This is a genomic window from Burkholderia sp. AU31624, assembly GCF_020420065.1.
Lineage (GTDB): Bacteria > Pseudomonadota > Gammaproteobacteria > Burkholderiales > Burkholderiaceae > Burkholderia.
Genome location: NZ_JAIZRT010000003.1, coordinates 970,786 through 986,939 on the forward strand (window position 1 = coordinate 970,786; position 16,154 = coordinate 986,939).

Consider the following 16,154-nt stretch of genomic DNA (forward strand, 5'->3'; position numbering starts at 1 on the left):
TCACTTCTTGTAGTCGTAGTCCACCGTCAGCGGCGCATGGTCGCTGAACTTGATGTCCTTGAAGATCGACGTGCTTTTCGCGGTGCCGGCGACGCCCGGCGTCGCGATCTGGTAATCGATCCGCCACCCGACGTTCTTCGCATACGCCTGGCCGCGGTTGCTCCACCACGTGTACTGCTCCGGGCGCTGATCGAGCGTGCGGAACACGTCGACATAGCCGACATCGTCGAACAGCTTCGTGAGCCACTCGCGCTCTTCCGGCAGGCAGCCCGAATTCTTCTGGTTGCTCTTCCAGTTCTTGATGTCGATTTCCTTGTGGACGATGTTCACGTCGCCGCACAGGATCACCTCGCGCTTCTTCTTCAGCGCGGCGAGGTGCGGCATGAACTCGTCCATGAAGCGGTACTTCGCCTGCTGGCGCTCTTCGCCGCTCGAGCCGGACGGCACGTACACCGACACGACCGACAGCTTGCCGTAGCGCGCCTCGACATAGCGCCCTTCGGCATCGAATTCGCTGCTGCCGAAGCCGATGATCACGTCATCGGGCTCGCGGCGGCTGTACACGCCCGCGCCGCTGTAACCCTTCTTCTCGGCGTGGTGGAAATAGCTCTTGAAGCCGTGCGGCTCGACGAATTCGCTGGGCAGGTCGTCGGCCGAGACCTTGATTTCCTGTACGCACACGCAATCGGCGTTCTGTTCGCCGAGCCACTCGAAGAAGCCCTTCTTCGCGGCGGAGCGGATGCCGTTCAGGTTGGCGGTAATCACTCGCATCATGTCGGATTCCGTTCAGTTCGATGTTTTTCAGGGGGGCAGCTTAGCGGATCTTCACGCCTTCGAGTTCGGGCTTCGGCGGCGGGAATTCCAGCTTCATGTCGGTCATCGTGCGCAGCAGCAGCTCGGCGATCATCACGTTGCGGTGCGTCTTCGAGTTCGCCGGGATCACGTACCACGGCGCATGCTCGGCGGACGTCGCGGCGAGCGCGTCGCGGTAGGCGGACTGGTACGCGTCCCAGTGCTTGCGCGCGTCGAGATCGGAGATGTCGAACTTCCAGTGCTTGGCCGGATCGTCGATACGCGCCTGCAGCCGCGCGCGCTGCTCGTCCTTCGAGATGTGCAGGAAGCACTTGATGATCGTCGTGCCGTTCTCGACCAGCATCGTCTCGAAATCGCGGATCTGCCGGTAGCGGCGCTCGCATTCCTTCGTGTCGATCAGGTCGAGCACGCGCGGCACGAGCACGTCTTCGTAGTGGCTGCGGTTGAAGATCGCGAGCTCGCCCGCGGCCGGCACCTGCGCATGCACGCGCCACAGGAAGTCGTGCGCGGCCTCGATCGGCGTGGGCGCCTTGAACGGCACGACGCGCAGGCCGAGCGGATCGACCTCGCGGAACACCGCGCGCACGGTGCCGTCCTTGCCGCTGGTATCCATCCCCTGCAGCACGAGCAGCACGCGCTTCTTCTGCTGCGTGTGCAGGCGCTCCTGCTGCACGTCGAGCTCGGTCGACACGGCCGACAGCCGTGCGCGGTCGTCGTCCTTCGAACCGGACGAGAACGGCTTCGCGGCCGGGTCGAACGCATCGAGCTTGAATGCTGCGGCTTCCTTCTCGCGCGTGCAGTACGGCACGCGGAAATCGTCGAGCGACGGTTGTTTCGCCATTCGTTCCTCCGTTGGACGCTGTGGTGCATACGATAACGCATCCACCAAACGCAACGGGCCGCCCCGATCCGGTTCGGGGCGGCCCGTCGTCATGCGCGGGTCAGGCGCGCGGTCATGCTCAGCCGAGCTTCTTCTTCAGCAGTTCGTTGACCTGCTGCGGATTGGCCTTGCCCTTCGTCGCCTTCATTGCCTGGCCGATCAGCGCGTTGAACGCCTTTTCCTTGCCCGCGCGGAATTCCTCGACCGACTTCGCGTTCGCCGCGAGCACTTCGTCGATGATCGCTTCCAGCGCGCCGGTGTCGGAGATCTGCTTTAGCCCCTTCGCGTCGATGATGCGGTCGGCCGCCCCTTCGTCGTCGGCCTTCTCGTCCCAGATCGTCGCGAAGATTTCCTTCGCGATCTTGTTCGAGATCGTGCCGTCGGCGATGCGCTGCAGCACGAGTGCGAGCTGCGCGGCCGAGACCGGAATCGCGTCGATTTCGATGCCGTCGCGGTTCAGCTGCGACGAAACGTCGCCCATCAGCCAGTTCGCGGCAATCTTCGCATTCGCGGTGCCGGCCTTCGCGACCACGGCCTCGAAGTACGCGGCCATCGCCTTGCTCGACGTCAGCACGCCTGCGTCGTACGCGGACACGCCGTATTCGTCGGCGAAACGCTGCTGCATCGCGGCCGGCAGCTCGGGCATCCCGGACTGCACGCGCTCGATCCAGTCCTGGCCGATCACGAGCGGCATCAGGTCGGGGTCGGGGAAGTAGCGGTAGTCGTGCGCGTCTTCCTTGCTGCGCATCGAACGCGTCTCGCGCTTGTCCGGATCGTAGAGGCGCGTTTCCTGCACGACTTCGCCGCCGTCCTCGATCAGCTCGATCTGGCGACGCACTTCGTAGTTGATCGCTTCCTCGAGGAACCGGAACGAGTTCAGGTTCTTGATTTCCGCACGCGTGCCGAACTTCTCCTGGCCGACCGGGCGCACCGACACGTTCGCGTCGCAGCGGAACGAGCCTTCCTGCATGTTGCCGTCGCAGATACCGAGCCACACGACGAGCCCGTGCAGCGCCTTCGCGTAGGCCACGGCCTCGGCCGCGCTGCGCATTTCCGGCTCGGTGACGATCTCGAGCAGCGGCGTGCCCGCGCGGTTCAGGTCGATCCCGGTCATCCCGGCGAAGTCTTCATGCAGCGACTTGCCTGCGTCTTCCTCGAGGTGCGCGCGGGTCAGGTTGACCGTCTTTTCGTACGCTTCCTTGCCGGCCTTCTCGTTGGCGGGCACCTGAATCGTGATCTGGCCGCCCTGCACGACCGGAATCTCGTACTGGCTGATCTGATAGCCCTTCGGCAGATCGGGGTAGAAATAATTCTTGCGCGCGAAGATGCTGCGCGGCGCGATGGTCGAGCCGATCGCGAGGCCAAAGCGGATCGCGCGTTCGACCGCGCCGCGGTTCAGCACCGGCAGCACGCCCGGCAGCGCCAGGTCGACCGGGCAGGCCTGCGTGTTCGGCTCGGCGCCGAACTGCGTCGATGCGCCCGAGAAAATCTTCGAGACGGTCGACAGTTGCGCGTGCGTCTCGAGACCGATGACGACTTCCCATTGAGTAGCCATATGCTTACACCCCTGCCGGAACTTGCTTGTGCCAGTCGGTCGCGCGCTGGAACGCGTCGGCGACCTGCAGCATCCGGGCTTCGTTGAAATAGTTGCCGATGATCTGCAGGCCGACCGGGCGCTTCGCATTCGCGCCCGCGCCGAAGCCGCACGGCACGCTCATGCCGGGCAGGCCGGCGAGGCTCACCGACAGCGTGTAGATATCCGCGAGATACATCTGCACCGGATCGTCGCCCTTCGAGCCGAGATCCCATGCGACCGTCGGCGACGCCGGGCCCATGATCACGTCGCAGGACTTGAACGCTTCCTGGAAATCGTTCGCGATGATGCGGCGAATCTTCTGCGCCTGCAGGTAGTACGCGTCGTAGTAGCCGTGCGACAGCACGTACGTGCCGACCAGGATCCGGCGCTTCACTTCAGGCCCGAAGCCTTCCGCGCGCGACTTCTTGTACATGTCGAGCAGGTCGCCGTACTGCGCGGCGCGGTGGCCGAAGCGCACGCCGTCGAAACGCGACAGGTTCGACGACGCTTCAGCCGGCGCGATCACGTAGTACACGGGGATCGACAGTTCCGTCTTCGGCAGCGACACGGGCACGAGCGTCGCGCCGAGCGCTTCATATTGCTTCAGTGCCGCGTCGATCGCCGCGCGCACGTCGTCGGCGAGGCCGTCGCCGAAATACTCGTTCGGCAGGCCGATGCGCAGGCCCGCGAGCGGCTTGCCCGCGTCGTTGCCGGCGGCCCACGGCTGGCCGAGGTGGCGCGTGAAATCCTCGTCGTCGCGCTCGAGGCTCGTCGAGTCGCGCTCGTCGAAGCCGGCCATTCCGTTCAGCAGCAGCGCGCAGTCGGACGCGCTCTGCGCCATCGGGCCGCCCTGGTCGAGCGACGACGCGAACGCGATCATCCCGTAGCGCGACACGCGGCCGTAGGTCGGCTTGATGCCCGTCACGCCCGCGAACGACGCGGGCTGGCGGATCGAGCCGCCGGTGTCGGTGCCGGTCGCGGCCGGCGCGAGGCGCGCGGCCACCGCGGCCGAGCTGCCGCCCGAGCTGCCGCCCGGCACCGCGTTCGTGTCCCACGGGTTCTTCACCGCACCGAACGCCGAATTCTCGTTGGACGAGCCCATCGCGAACTCGTCCATGTTGGTCTTGCCGAGCGTGACCATGCCGGCCGCCTGCAGGCGGGCGACGACGGTCGCGTCGAAGGGGCTCTCGTAATTCGCGAGCATCTTCGAGCCGGCGGTCGAGCGCCAGCCGCGCGTGACGAAGACATCCTTGTGCGCGATCGGCAGGCCGGTGAGCGCGCCGCCCGCGCCGCGCGCGAGCTCGGCATCGGCGGCTTTCGCCTGCGCGAGGGTGAGATCGGCGTCGACGTGGACGAACGCGTTCAGGTCGCGCGCGGCTTCGATCCGTTTCAGGTAGAGCTGCGCGAGCTCGACGGCCGAGCATTCCTTGGCGGCGAGCGCGGCGCGCAGTTCGGTCAGGCTTTTTGCGTGCATTGAGTGGTTTTCCTGGGAATTCTGGGTGGCGCGCGGCGCAGCAGCGGCGGCGCGCTTGTCATCGAATGCTTACTCGATCACCTTCGGCACGAGATAGAGGCCGTCCTGGACGGCCGGCGCCGGACGCTGGTTGTCGTCGCGATTGACGACTTCCGTCACGGCGTCGTCGCGCAGGCGCTGCGCGACTGCCTGGATCTGTTCGATCGGGTGGGCGAGCGGCGCGATGCCGGCGGTGTCGACCGCCTGCATCTGCTCGACGAGGCCGAAGAGTTCATTGAGCTGGCCGAGCATGTGCTCGGCGTCGGCGTCGGCCATTTCGAGTCGCGCCAGGTGCGCGATGCGTTTCACATCGGTCAGGGTCAGGGCCATGCGATCACCGGAAAAACAAGGCTGCGCAGCGCATCTAAAGCAGCGCTGCGGCGGGGGGTTGGAGGGTGCGATCCCACCCTCAAAAATCGGGGCCGAAGCGGCAAAAATACCGCCCGTTTCGATTCAAATACCGTGAAATTATAAGGTATCATTACGCGTTCGACCCAAACCCGGCAGCCTTTTCCCGCACCGTTTCGCCCCGCTTCGGCAGGCCGTGCGTGCATCGTGCGATCCCCGGTAGACATCACTCGCAGCTTCGTGCGCCGCGGCGGCCGCTTCCGCCACGCTTCCCGAGGCTGTTATTTTTTCCGCTGCCGCCCTCAGCGCTCGCTATGCAGGGCCGGCCCAGAGCGAAACAGGATTCTGAATGTTCGGTTTTTTGCGCAGCTACTTCTCCAACGATCTCGCGATCGACCTCGGCACCGCAAACACCCTGATCTACATGCGCGGCAAGGGCATCGTGCTCGATGAGCCCTCCGTCGTGTCGATCCGCCAGGAAGGCGGCCCCAACGGCAAGAAGACCATCCAGGCAGTCGGCAAGGAAGCCAAGCAGATGCTCGGCAAGGTGCCGGGCAACATCGAGGCGATCCGCCCGATGAAGGACGGCGTGATCGCCGACTTCACCGTCACCGAGCAGATGATCAAGCAGTTCATCAAGACGGCCCACGAGTCGCGCATGTTCTCGCCGTCGCCGCGCATCATCATCTGCGTGCCGTGCGGCTCGACCCAGGTCGAGCGCCGCGCGATCAAGGAAGCCGCGCACGGCGCCGGCGCCTCGCAGGTCTACCTGATCGAAGAGCCGATGGCCGCTGCGATCGGCGCGGGCCTGCCGGTGTCGGAAGCCACCGGCTCGATGGTCGTCGACATCGGCGGCGGCACGACGGAAGTCGGCGTGATCTCGCTCGGCGGCATCGTGTACAAGGGTTCGGTGCGCGTCGGCGGCGACAAGTTCGACGAGGCGATCGTCAACTACATCCGCCGCAACTACGGGATGCTGATCGGCGAACAGACCGCCGAGGCGATCAAGAAGGAAATCGGCTCCGCGTTCCCGGGCTCCGAAGTCAAGGAAATGGAAGTGAAGGGCCGCAACCTGTCGGAAGGCATTCCGCGCAGCTTCACGATCTCCAGCAACGAAATCCTCGAAGCGCTGACCGATCCGCTGAACCAGATCGTATCGTCGGTGAAGATCGCGCTCGAACAGACGCCGCCGGAACTCGGCGCCGACATCGCCGAACGCGGGATGATGCTGACGGGCGGCGGCGCACTGCTGCGCGACCTCGATCGCCTGCTCGCGGAAGAAACCGGCCTGCCGGTGCTCGTCGCGGAAGATCCGCTCACCTGCGTCGTACGCGGTTCGGGCATGGCGCTCGAGCGCATGGACAAGCTGGGCAGCATCTTCTCGTACGAGTGATCGTCCAGGCAGTTCCCTGACATGACGCAACCGCGGCGTGGCCGGCTCGCTCGTTTAGAACGAACCGCCGCGCCGTTTGCGCGTCTGAGCATCATTTAACCGATCATTCGCGCCCGGCGCCGACCATGGAATACAGTCCGCCGCCCCTCTTCAAGCAAGGTCCGCCCGCGCTCGCGCGGCTCATCTTCTTCGTTGCCCTCGCGATCGCGCTCCTCGTCTCGGACGCGCGCTTCAGCACGCTCGAAATCGTCCGCGGCGTGCTCGGCACCGTGCTCTATCCGCTGCAGCGCGCCGCGCTCGTGCCGCGCGACCTGTTCATGGGCGCGGCCGACATCGCCGTCACCGGCGCATCGCTGCGCCACGAGAACGACGACCTCCGCAAGCGCAACCTGCAGCTGTCCACGCAAGCCAACCAGGCCGCCGTGCTCACGCAGGAGAACGCGCACCTGCGCGCGGTGCTCGAACTGCGCCAGCACATCGCGACGCAATCGACGCCGGCCGAGATCCAGTACGACACGAGCGATCCGTTCACGCAGAAGATCGTGATCGGCCAGGGTTCGCAGCAGGGCATCCAGAACGGCGCGCCCGTCGTGAGCGAAAACGGCGTGGTCGGCCAGGTCACGCGCGTGTTCCCGCTGCAGTCCGAAGTCACGCTGGTCACCGACCGCGATCTCGCGATTCCCGTGCAGGTGCTGCGCACCGGCCTGCGCAGCGTGATCTACGGCACGCCGAAGGGCGATTCGCTCGATTTGCGCTTCGTGCCGACCAGCGCGGATCTCGTCGTCGGCGACGAGCTCGTCACGAGCGGCCTCGACGGCGTCTATCCGCCCGGCCTGCCGGTCGCGAAGGTCGTGCGCGTCGACAAGCTCGCCGATACGGCGTTCGCGCGCGTGACCTGCGCGCCGATCGCCGCCGTGCGCGGCGCGCGCCAGATGCTCGTGCTGCATTACCAGAACGACATCCCGCCGCGCCCGGCCGAGCCCGATCCGGCCGCCGACAAGAACACGAAGGGCAAGAAAGGCGCGAAAGCCGCCGCGAAGGGCGAGAAGAGCGAAAAGGCCGACAAGGCTGACGCGAACGCGAAGCCGGCCGCCGCGGCCCAGCCCGGCGCGAAGCCTGCGGCGCCGGCCGCGCCGGCCAAGCCCGCCGCCACGCCCGCGAAGCCCGGCGCCGGGCAATCAGGAGCCCAGCGATGAATCGCCCGCAATACATCCTGCAGCCGGTCAATCCGTACTTCATCGTCTTCAGCCTCGCCGCCGCGTTCCTGCTGAACCTGATGCCGTGGGGCCGCCTGCCCGGCGTGCCCGACTTCGTCGCGCTCGTACTGCTGTTCTGGAACATCCACCAGCCGCGCAAGGTCGGGATGGGCGTCGCGTTCGCGCTCGGCATCCTGATGGACGTGCATGACGCGGGGCTGCTCGGCGAGCATGCGCTCGCCTATACGCTGCTGTCGTACGGCGCGATCACGATCCACCGCCGCGTGCTGTGGATGCCGATCGGCGTGCAGGTGCTGTACGTCACGCCGCTCCTGGTCGTCGCGCAGCTCGTGCCGTTCCTGATCCGCCTCGTGATGGGCGCCGCGTTCCCGGGCTGGCGCTACCTGGTCGACGGCTTCGTCGAAGCCGCGCTGTGGCCGATCGCGAGCCACCTGCTGCTGATGCCGCAACGCCGCCCGGTCGATCCGGACGATACGCGCCCCATCTGAGCCAGGGGCCTGCCTTGAATACCCGCCGCCTCCACGCCCGCCGCGCGCCGCGTTCCGGGGCGGCACCTCGCCCGCGCCCGCTCGGCGTGCGCGTGCCAGATAGACCCTAGCCGCATGACCGAATTCAACGACACCCAACAGCAGCTCTCGAAGTTCCGCCTGCGCGTCGCGGCGGCGGGCGTGTTCGTGTTCGTCTGCTTCGGGCTGCTCGCGAGCCGCTTCTTCTACCTGCAGTTGATGCAGCACGGCAAATACGCGCTGCAGGCCGAGGAAAACCGCATCTCCGTCGCGCCGATCGTGCCGAACCGCGGGATCATCACCGACCGCAACGGCGTGATCCTCGCGAAGAACTATTCGGCGTACACGCTCGAGATCACGCCGTCGAAGCTCGACGACACGCTCGACAACACGATCGACAAGCTGTCCGAGATCATCCCGATCGACGCGCGCGACCGCCGCCGCTTCAAGAAGCTGCAGGAAGACTCGAAGAACTTCGAGAGCCTGCCGATCCGCACCCGCCTCACCGACTCTGAAGTCGCGCGCTTCACCGCGCAGCGCTTCCGCTTCCCCGGCGTCGACGTGCGCGCACGGCTGTTCCGGCAATATCCGCTCGGCACGACGGCCGCGCACGTGATCGGCTACATCGGCCGGATCTCGAAGCGCGACCAGGATCGCATCGACGCGATGAGCGACGACAACGACAGCGATCAGGAAAACTACGATCCGCGCCGCGACGCGAACAACTACAAGGGCACCGACTACATCGGCAAGATCGGCGTCGAGCAGAGCTACGAGACCGAGCTGCACGGGCTGACGGGCTTCGAGGAAGTCGAGGTGACGGCCGGCGGCCGGCCGGTGCGCACGCTGTCGCGCACGCAGGCGACGCCCGGCAACAACCTCGTGCTGTCGCTCGACATCGGGCTGCAGCAGGTGGCCGAGCAGGCGTTCGCCGGCAAGCGGGGCGCGCTGGTCGCGATCGAGCCGAAGACGGGCGACGTGCTCGCGTTCGTGTCGTCGCCGAGCTTCGACCCGAACTCGTTCGTCGACGGCATCGACCAGCAGACCTGGGACGAACTGAACAACTCGACCGACAAGCCGCTCCTGAATCGCCCGCTGCACGGCACCTACCCGCCCGGCTCGACGTACAAGCCGTTCATGGCGCTCGCCGGCCTGACGCTCGGCAAGCGCACGCCGGGCTGGGGCTTCCAGGATCCCGGCTACTTCACGTTCGGCGGCCACACGTTCCGCAACGACGTGCGCTCGGGCCAAGGCTGGGTCGACATGAACAAGGCGATCATGGTGTCGAACGACACCTACTTCTACATGCTCGCGCGCGACCTCGGCGTGAATTCGATCGCGAACTTCATGAAGCCGTTCGGCTTCGGCCAGATCACCGGGATCGACATCCAGGGCGAGGCGCGCGGGATCCTGCCGTCGACCGACTGGAAGAAGAAGGCGTTCAAGAAGGCCGCGCAGCAGAAGTGGTTCGACGGCGAGACGATCAGCCTCGGGATCGGCCAGGGCTACAACTCGTTCACGATCCTGCAGCTCGCGCACGCGACCGCGACGCTCGCGAACAACGGCGTCGTGATGAAGCCTCACCTCGTGAAGGAAGTCGAGGATCCGATCACGCGCGGGCGCCGCCTGACCGTGCCGAAGGAAAGCGAAACGATCCCGCTCAAGCAGGCCGACATCGACGTCGTGAAGCGCGGGATGGAGAACGTGATCGAGAACCCGTCCGGCACCGCGTACAAGGTGTTCCGCGGCGCGCCGTACCTCGCCGCCGGCAAGACCGGTACCGCGCAGGTGTTCTCGCTGCAAGGCTCCAACTACAAGGGCCACCTGCTCGCCGAGCACCTGCGCGACCACGCGCTGTTCATCGCGTACGCGCCGGTCGACCATCCGCAGATCGCCGTCGCGCTGGTTGTCGAGAACGGCGGCTGGGGTGCGCAGGCCGCCGGCCCGATCGCGCGCCGCGTGCTCGACTTCTTCCTCGTCGACCGCCAGAACCCGCAGAACGAGGCCGCGGCCGTGGCTGCCGCGGCGTCGGCGACCGAACCCATCAACGCACCGGTGATCGGCGACGCGAACAAGCCGGCTGCCGTCGCCGCCGGCTTCACCGCGCTGCCGCAGCCGGTCGTGCCGACCGCGGCCAGCGCGGCGGAAGCGGCATCGGCCGCGGCCGCCTCCGAAGCTGCGGCTGCCGCGAGCGCCAGCGCTGCCCCGCCGGCCAGCGCCAGTGCCGCTGCGCCGAGGGCCGCGAGCCTGCCGCCGATCAGGCGCCCGCACCGGCCACGCCGGCCCGCCAGCGATGCGCAGCCGCTCGTCGCCACGCCGCGCGACGACAATCACCGTGCAACGGCCCCCGCGAAGGCGGCGGACGCCGGCACCGCTCATTAACGGAGAAAGGCATGCAATTCGACAAGCGCGCCTGGCTCGACAAGATCAAGCAGATGTTCGCGGGCTTCGACCGCCCGCTCGCCCTCATCGTGTTCCTGCTGCTGTGCGTCGGCATCGTCACGCTGTACAGCGCGGCGATCGACATGCCGGGCCGCGTCGAGGACCAGTTGCGCAACATCCTGCTGACGTTCGGGCTGATGTGGGTGATCGCCAACATCCCGCCCACGACGCTGATGCGCTTCGCGGTCCCGCTCTACACGTTCGGGGTCGCGCTATTGATTGCGGTCGCGCTGTTCGGGATGACCAAGAAGGGCGCGAAGCGCTGGCTGAATGTCGGCGTCGTGATCCAGCCGTCGGAAATCCTCAAGATCGCGACACCGCTGATGCTCGCGTGGTACTACCAGCGCCGTGAGGGCGGGCTGCGCTGGTACGACTTCATCGTCGCGTTCGGGATCCTGCTGGTACCGGTCGGGCTGATCGCGAAGCAGCCCGACCTCGGCACGGGCCTGCTCGTGTTCGCGGCCGGTTTCTTCGTGATCTATCTCGCCGGCCTGTCGTTCAAGCTGATCGTGCCGGTGCTCGTCGCGGGCGTGATCGCGGTCGGCTCGATCGCCGTGTTCGAAGAGCGCATCTGCCAGCCCGAAGTGCAGTGGCCGCTGATGCACGATTACCAGAAGCACCGCGTGTGTACGCTGCTCGACCCGACTTCCGATCCGCTTGGCAAGGGCTTCCACACGATCCAGGCCGTGATCGCGATCGGCTCGGGCGGCGTGCTCGGCAAGGGCTACCTGAAAGGCACGCAGGCGCACCTCGAATTCATTCCGGAGAAGCACACCGACTTCATCTTCGCGGTGTTCTCCGAGGAATGGGGGCTCGTCGGCGGGCTCGTGCTGCTGACGCTGTACATGGCGCTGATCGCGCGCGGCCTCTATATCGCCGCGCAGGGCGCGACGCTGTTCGGCCGCCTGCTCGCGGGCTCGCTCACGCTCGCGTTCTTCGTCTATGCGTTCGTCAACATCGGGATGGTGAGCGGCGTGCTGCCGGTCGTCGGCGTGCCGCTGCCATTCATGAGTTATGGCGGCACCGCGCTCACGACGCTCGGCATCGCGATCGGGATGATCATGAGCGTCGGGCGGCAGCGGCGGTTGATGAAGAGCTGACCGCGCGGCACGCACCGCATCAGGAAAAACGGCGCCTCGGCGCCGTTTTTTTCCACTGTGCATGGCGAACACGGCGGCCCTTCGCAGCGCCGCTCCCGCTCACGGCGGCGGCGCGTGCGCCCCGCCCGGCTCCGCGCCGGCGCCCGATGCCGGCCCCTGCGCCTTCAGCCGCGCACTCAGCTCCTTGAATTTCAGCCCGGCCGTCTCGTCGCCCTGCGCGGCCGCCGCCGCGTAATACGCCCGCGCGATGTTGAGGTTCTGCGCGACACCGTCGCCGCCGCGCTCGTAGAACGATGCGGTCACGTACTGCGCGGTCGGCTCGCCCGCGTCGGCGGCCTGCTTGTACCACGTGAACGCCTGCCGGTTGTCGCGCGGCGTGCCGCGCCCGTCGAGGAACTGGTTCGCGAGCGACAGCTCGGCCTGCACGTGCCCCTGCTTCGCCGCTCGCAGGAACCAGCGGTGCGCTTCGGCCGGATCGCGTGCGACGAACTCGCCGTCGTCGAACATCCGGCCGTATACGTACTGCGCATGCGACATGTTCGCGTCGGCCGCGCGCTTCAGCCAGCGCAGCCCTTCGTCGACGTTCGCGGTCACGCCTTCGCCCGTCAGCAGCATCATCGCGTAGTTGAATTGCGCGAGACGGTCGCCGCGCTCGGCCGCGTCGTGGAACTGCACCAGCGCCGCACGAAAGTCGCCGGCGTTATAGTCGGCGACCGCCGACTGCGTCTCGTGCGACGGATCGGGCTTCGCTTGCGGCGCGCCCTGCGCGGCGGCCGCGATCCACACGATCCACAGGCCGAACACCGCGCCGACCTGCCGGCGCCTCCCTAACCCACCCTGCGCGCGCCCACGGCACGCGCCATCGCCACCGCTCATGACCGCACCTCCTGCAGCGCCTGCCGTGTGGCGCGCAACAACCAGCTGACGTCGGCCGACACCGTGATCATCCGGTAGCCGCCCTCGCGATACTGGCGCGCGGCAGCCGTATCGCCCGCGAAGATCCCCACCGCGACGCCCGCCTGCCGGCCGGCCGCGAGCACGCGCGCCATCGCGGTTTCGACGTCCGGGTGACGGATGTCGCCAAGGTGCCCGAGGCTCGCCGCAAGATCGGCCGGGCCGACGAACAGGCAATCGATGCCGGGCAGCGCCGCAATCCGCTCGACTTCGTCGACGCCGCGCGCCGATTCGATCTGCACGATCACCGCGACCTGCGCATTCGCCGTCTGCACGTAGTCGCGACGCATGCCGAACGCCGCCGCGCGCACCATGCCGGCGACGCCGCGCAGCCCGTCCGGCGAATCGGGCGACGGATAGCGCGTGAGCCGCACCGCGTGCGCGGCGTCGTCGAGCGTCTCGATGCAGGGAAACATCAGCGTGCGTGCGCCCGCATCGAGCGCGCGCTTCACGAGCCACGGCTCACGCGCCGGCACGCGCACGACGGGCTCGCTCGGCAGATGGGCGGCGGCGATCGCACGCAGCTGCGATGCAACATCGCGGCTGTCGTTCGGCGCGTGCTCCATGTCGATGCAGAGCCAGTCGTAGCCGGCATGCGCGAGCGCTTCCGCGGCCGAGTCGCTGCCGAGCGACAGCCACAGGCCGTACAGCGGCTCGTCGCCGTCGCGCAGGCGTTGTTTGAGGGAATTGGTGAGCGTGCTCATCGATACGGCCTCCTGGACGGAACGGCAATCGAACGGGACAAGCAACGGGCAAAGCGGAGCGCGACACGCCGGGCAGCATTGCACGGCGGCGCCGGGACCGGGCCCTGGAACGTTGGTCGGTTGTGGGCGGCCGATCTGACAGCGCCGGTCGCGCAATGACGCGTGACAGCGTATTTCGGCGCCACGCAACGATCATAGCGCGGCGTTACGCGGAATGTGGAAACGGACGGGGAGCGAGGCGGGAGGGGGCCGCGGGGGGCGGCGTCAGGCAGCCCGCACCGGCTGGCGGGGCTGCCGGGAAGGCGGGATCAGCGGCCGGGCTGGCGCTCGACGTCGGCCCAGCAGTTCGGCGTTTCGTACAGGCGCACGCGTTCGAGCCGCAGGTTCACGCCGTAGTGCGCGTCGTACACGTTCGCGAGGATGTCGAACGCGATCGCCGCGAGGTTCTCGACGGTCGGAATCCGGTCGATCACGACCGTCTTGTGGTCGGCCATCTGCTCGAGGAACGAGCGCACGACGTCGTCGCGCGCATAGACCAGGAACGCGTGGTCCCACTTGCCGACCAGGTGCTCCATCGCGAGCGCCTTCACGTCGGCGAAATCCATCACCATGCCGCGGTCGGGCGCCCCCTCGGTATCGACAAGATCGCCGCGCAGCGTGACTTCGAGCACATAGCGATGGCCATGCAGGTTCCGGCACTGGCTGCGGTGGTCGGGAATGCGGTGGCCCGCGTCGAATTCGAGTTTTCGGGTAATCAGCACGATGTCAAAAGCCGGGGCTCAGGGAATGTTCAGATATTTGTGGGTCTGCATCGACAGCCGCCACTGCGGATGACGCTTGCACCAGTCGATCGCGAGCTTCGTATTGAGGTCGCGCGACGGGCCGTCCATCGGCTGGACGAGGTAATACTCGAAGTCGAGCTTCGCGTAGTCGGCCAGCCGCTGGTTGTCCTGCGGGATCACGACCTTCAGCTCGTTGCCCTTCGTGACGACGAGCGGCGCGTCGGCCTTCGGGCTCACGCAGATCCAGTCGATCGATTCGAGCACCGGCAGCGAGCCGTTGGTCTCGATCGCGATCTCGAAGCCGGCCGCGTGCAGCGCGTCGACGAGCGGCTGGTCGAGCTGCAGCATCGGCTCGCCGCCCGTGCAGACGACGAAGCGGTGCGCCTCGCCCTCCGGCCACAAGCCGGCGATCGTCGCAACGAGCGCGTCGGCATCCTTGAACTTGCCGCCGTTCTCGCCGTCGGTGCCGACGAAGTCGGTATCGCAGAAGCGGCACACGGCCTCCGCACGATCCTCTTCGCGGCCCGACCACAGGTTGCAGCCGGCGAACCGGCAAAACACGGCCGGCCGGCCCGCGTTCGCGCCCTCGCCCTGCAACGTGTAGAAAATTTCCTTGACCGCGTAAGTCATCGTCCTTCGTCCGGCTCGCGCCGCTCGTTGTCGATCAGAATCCGTTAATCACCAGGCGCTGCTGTTGCCGCTGCATCACAGCGGCGCTTCGGTCACCCGCTCGCCCTTCAGGTAGGCCTCGTAGCCGCGCTTGCGCAGCTTGCAGGCCGGGCATTCGCCACAGCCGAAGCCCCAGTCGTGCAGTTCCGCGCGCTCGCCCACGTAGCACGTGTGCGTCTCGACGCGGATCAGTTCGACGAGCGCTTCGCCGCCGAGCTGTTCGGCGAGCTGCCAGGTTTGCGCCTTGTCGAGCCACATCAGCGGCGTCTCGAGCACGACGCGCGTATCCATCCCGAGGTTCAGCGCGACCTGCAGCGCCTTCATCGTGTCGTCGCGGCAGTCGGGATAGCCCGAGAAATCCGTCTCGCACATCCCGCCGACCAGCACACGCAGCCCGCGGCGATAGGCGATCGCCGCGGCGATCGTCATGAACATCAGGTTGCGGCCCGGCACGAACGTGTTCGGCAGGCCGTTCGCCGCCGTCTCGATCTCGATCGTGCGCGTCATCGCGGTATCGCTGATCGCACCGAGCACCGACAGGTCGATCATGTGATCGTCGCCAAGCCGGCCCGACCAGGCGGGAAAGTCACGCTTCAGCGCTTCGCGCACGCCTTCGCGACATTCGAGCTCGACGCGGTGGCGCTGGCCGTAATCGAAGCCGAGCGTCTCGACCGTCTGATAGCGTTCGAGGGCCCATGCCACGCACGTGGCCGAGTCCTGCCCGCCGGAAAACAACACGAGCGCGCCGTCTTTAGCGTCTGTCCGAATCACCGTGATACTCCGTGAATGTGTAGGCTCGCGTCGCGCTGCGCCCCGGGGCCGGCTGCCGCCGGGCGGCCCGACGCGTGCCGGCCTGGGCCGGCTCGACCAGTATAGGCAGCGCAATTGGCCGCGAACGCGGCGGAGCGCTTATACCGCCCATCGCGCGGCATCGTTGCCGCGCGCCACGGCGGCGCCACGCTGGCAGCCTGCCGTGCGCATGAAGCGATGCGCTAAGTTATTGAGCGGACAAGGATTTTATCATGCCCTCATGAACACTGCCGGGCACATCATCCCACGCCACTGGTCACGCAAACCCCACCACAAACGAAAAACCCCAAGAATCTTCCGATTCTTGGGGTTTTAATTCTGGTGGCCTGGGTCGGAATCGAACCAACGACACGCGGATTTTCAATCCGCTGCTCTACCAACTGAGCTACCGGGCCAACGAAGAAGAGAAAGTATATCCACCCTTCGTTACTTGATCAAGTACTTTCA

Annotated in this window: 15 protein-coding genes and 1 tRNA gene; 5 read left to right on the forward strand and 11 right to left on the reverse strand. The window is 66.9% G+C overall.

Features of this window, described 5'->3' with window-relative positions:
• The 5 genes from LGM89_RS14810 to gatC form a co-directional block, all read right to left on the reverse strand.
• Complete coding sequence (locus tag LGM89_RS14810) at nucleotides 1-774, reverse strand: exodeoxyribonuclease III (RefSeq protein ID WP_226273302.1); 774 nt, start codon at nucleotides 772-774, stop codon at nucleotides 1-3.
• Between the two features lie 40 nt (nucleotides 775-814).
• Nucleotides 815-1,654, reverse strand: coding sequence for a polyphosphate kinase 2 family protein (locus tag LGM89_RS14815; protein ID WP_226207999.1), 840 nt, complete (start codon nucleotides 1,652-1,654; stop codon nucleotides 815-817).
• Nucleotides 1,655-1,772: 118 nt separating this feature from the next.
• Entirely contained in the window at nucleotides 1,773-3,248 is a 1,476-nt protein-coding gene (gene gatB / locus LGM89_RS14820; protein ID WP_089461776.1) for an Asp-tRNA(Asn)/Glu-tRNA(Gln) amidotransferase subunit GatB, read from the reverse strand.
• A gap of 4 nt (nucleotides 3,249-3,252) precedes the next feature.
• Nucleotides 3,253-4,743, reverse strand: a complete 1,491-nt coding sequence (gene gatA / locus LGM89_RS14825; protein WP_089495844.1) for an Asp-tRNA(Asn)/Glu-tRNA(Gln) amidotransferase subunit GatA — start codon at nucleotides 4,741-4,743, stop codon at nucleotides 3,253-3,255.
• Between the two features lie 69 nt (nucleotides 4,744-4,812).
• Nucleotides 4,813-5,112, reverse strand: coding sequence for an Asp-tRNA(Asn)/Glu-tRNA(Gln) amidotransferase subunit GatC (gatC, locus tag LGM89_RS14830; protein WP_089426585.1), 300 nt, complete (start codon nucleotides 5,110-5,112; stop codon nucleotides 4,813-4,815).
• Nucleotides 5,113-5,479: 367 nt separating this feature from the next.
• Between gatC and LGM89_RS14835 the strand changes: the two genes are divergently transcribed.
• The 5 genes from LGM89_RS14835 (at nucleotide 5,480) to rodA (ending at nucleotide 11,788) form a co-directional block, all read left to right on the forward strand.
• On the forward strand, nucleotides 5,480-6,523 hold the full coding sequence (locus LGM89_RS14835; RefSeq protein WP_004189550.1) for a rod shape-determining protein: 1,044 nt from the start codon (nucleotides 5,480-5,482) through the stop codon (nucleotides 6,521-6,523).
• A gap of 125 nt (nucleotides 6,524-6,648) precedes the next feature.
• Nucleotides 6,649-7,719, forward strand: a complete 1,071-nt coding sequence (gene mreC, locus LGM89_RS14840) for a rod shape-determining protein MreC (protein ID WP_226207997.1) — start codon at nucleotides 6,649-6,651, stop codon at nucleotides 7,717-7,719.
• The gene (gene mreD, locus LGM89_RS14845; RefSeq protein ID WP_060255153.1) at nucleotides 7,716-8,228 is read left to right on the forward strand and encodes a rod shape-determining protein MreD; all 513 of its coding nucleotides are present in this window, start codon (nucleotides 7,716-7,718) and stop codon (nucleotides 8,226-8,228) included. The genes mreC and mreD overlap by 4 nt, the downstream gene beginning before the upstream one ends.
• 114 nt (nucleotides 8,229-8,342) lie before the next feature.
• Nucleotides 8,343-10,628 (forward strand): penicillin-binding protein 2, encoded by a 2,286-nt coding sequence (mrdA, locus tag LGM89_RS14850; RefSeq protein WP_226273303.1) that lies wholly within the window; start codon nucleotides 8,343-8,345, stop codon nucleotides 10,626-10,628.
• A gap of 11 nt (nucleotides 10,629-10,639) precedes the next feature.
• On the forward strand, nucleotides 10,640-11,788 hold the full coding sequence (rodA, locus tag LGM89_RS14855; protein ID WP_226273304.1) for a rod shape-determining protein RodA: 1,149 nt from the start codon (nucleotides 10,640-10,642) through the stop codon (nucleotides 11,786-11,788).
• 99 nt (nucleotides 11,789-11,887) lie between these two features.
• Here the strand turns inward: rodA and LGM89_RS14860 are convergent, their stop codons facing one another.
• The 6 genes from LGM89_RS14860 to LGM89_RS14885 form a co-directional block, all read right to left on the reverse strand.
• Entirely contained in the window at nucleotides 11,888-12,664 is a 777-nt protein-coding gene (locus LGM89_RS14860) for a tetratricopeptide repeat protein (RefSeq protein WP_089495847.1), read from the reverse strand.
• Nucleotides 12,661-13,446, reverse strand: coding sequence for an HpcH/HpaI aldolase family protein (locus LGM89_RS14865; RefSeq protein ID WP_226273305.1), 786 nt, complete (start codon nucleotides 13,444-13,446; stop codon nucleotides 12,661-12,663). Before LGM89_RS14865 ends, LGM89_RS14860 begins: the two co-directional genes overlap by 4 nt.
• A gap of 308 nt (nucleotides 13,447-13,754) precedes the next feature.
• Nucleotides 13,755-14,207 carry a 6-carboxytetrahydropterin synthase QueD gene (queD, locus tag LGM89_RS14870; RefSeq protein ID WP_011353563.1) on the reverse strand — a complete coding sequence of 151 codons (453 nt, stop codon included), beginning with the start codon at nucleotides 14,205-14,207 and terminating at the stop codon, nucleotides 13,755-13,757.
• An 18-nt stretch (nucleotides 14,208-14,225) separates the two neighbouring features.
• Entirely contained in the window at nucleotides 14,226-14,858 is a 633-nt protein-coding gene (queE, locus tag LGM89_RS14875; RefSeq protein WP_226207994.1) for a 7-carboxy-7-deazaguanine synthase, read from the reverse strand.
• Between the two features lie 75 nt (nucleotides 14,859-14,933).
• Nucleotides 14,934-15,668 (reverse strand): 7-cyano-7-deazaguanine synthase QueC, encoded by a 735-nt coding sequence (gene queC / locus LGM89_RS14880; protein WP_089495848.1) that lies wholly within the window; start codon nucleotides 15,666-15,668, stop codon nucleotides 14,934-14,936.
• Nucleotides 15,669-16,026: 358 nt separating this feature from the next.
• A tRNA-Phe gene (locus LGM89_RS14885) sits at nucleotides 16,027-16,102 on the reverse strand.
• Nucleotides 16,103-16,154: the final 52 nt, after the last annotated feature.

Bases quoted from the DNA above. Each gene is read 5' to 3' on its own strand.
- LGM89_RS14810 (WP_226273302.1), bottom strand. From the start codon at position 774: ATGATGCGAGTGATTACCGCCAACCTGAACGGCATCCGCTCCGCCGCG.
- LGM89_RS14815 (WP_226207999.1), bottom strand. From the start codon at position 1,654: ATGGCGAAACAACCGTCGCTCGACGATTTCCGCGTGCCGTACTGCACG.
- gatB (WP_089461776.1), bottom strand. From the start codon at position 3,248: ATGGCTACTCAATGGGAAGTCGTCATCGGTCTCGAGACGCACGCGCAA.
- gatA (WP_089495844.1), bottom strand. From the start codon at position 4,743: ATGCACGCAAAAAGCCTGACCGAACTGCGCGCCGCGCTCGCCGCCAAG.
- gatC (WP_089426585.1), bottom strand. From the start codon at position 5,112: ATGGCCCTGACCCTGACCGATGTGAAACGCATCGCGCACCTGGCGCGA.
- LGM89_RS14835 (WP_004189550.1), top strand. From the start codon at position 5,480: ATGTTCGGTTTTTTGCGCAGCTACTTCTCCAACGATCTCGCGATCGAC.
- mreC (WP_226207997.1), top strand. From the start codon at position 6,649: ATGGAATACAGTCCGCCGCCCCTCTTCAAGCAAGGTCCGCCCGCGCTC.
- mreD (WP_060255153.1), top strand. From the start codon at position 7,716: ATGAATCGCCCGCAATACATCCTGCAGCCGGTCAATCCGTACTTCATC.
- mrdA (WP_226273303.1), top strand. From the start codon at position 8,343: ATGACCGAATTCAACGACACCCAACAGCAGCTCTCGAAGTTCCGCCTG.
- rodA (WP_226273304.1), top strand. From the start codon at position 10,640: ATGCAATTCGACAAGCGCGCCTGGCTCGACAAGATCAAGCAGATGTTC.
- LGM89_RS14860 (WP_089495847.1), bottom strand. From the start codon at position 12,664: ATGAGCGGTGGCGATGGCGCGTGCCGTGGGCGCGCGCAGGGTGGGTTA.
- LGM89_RS14865 (WP_226273305.1), bottom strand. From the start codon at position 13,446: ATGAGCACGCTCACCAATTCCCTCAAACAACGCCTGCGCGACGGCGAC.
- queE (WP_226207994.1), bottom strand. From the start codon at position 14,858: ATGACTTACGCGGTCAAGGAAATTTTCTACACGTTGCAGGGCGAGGGC.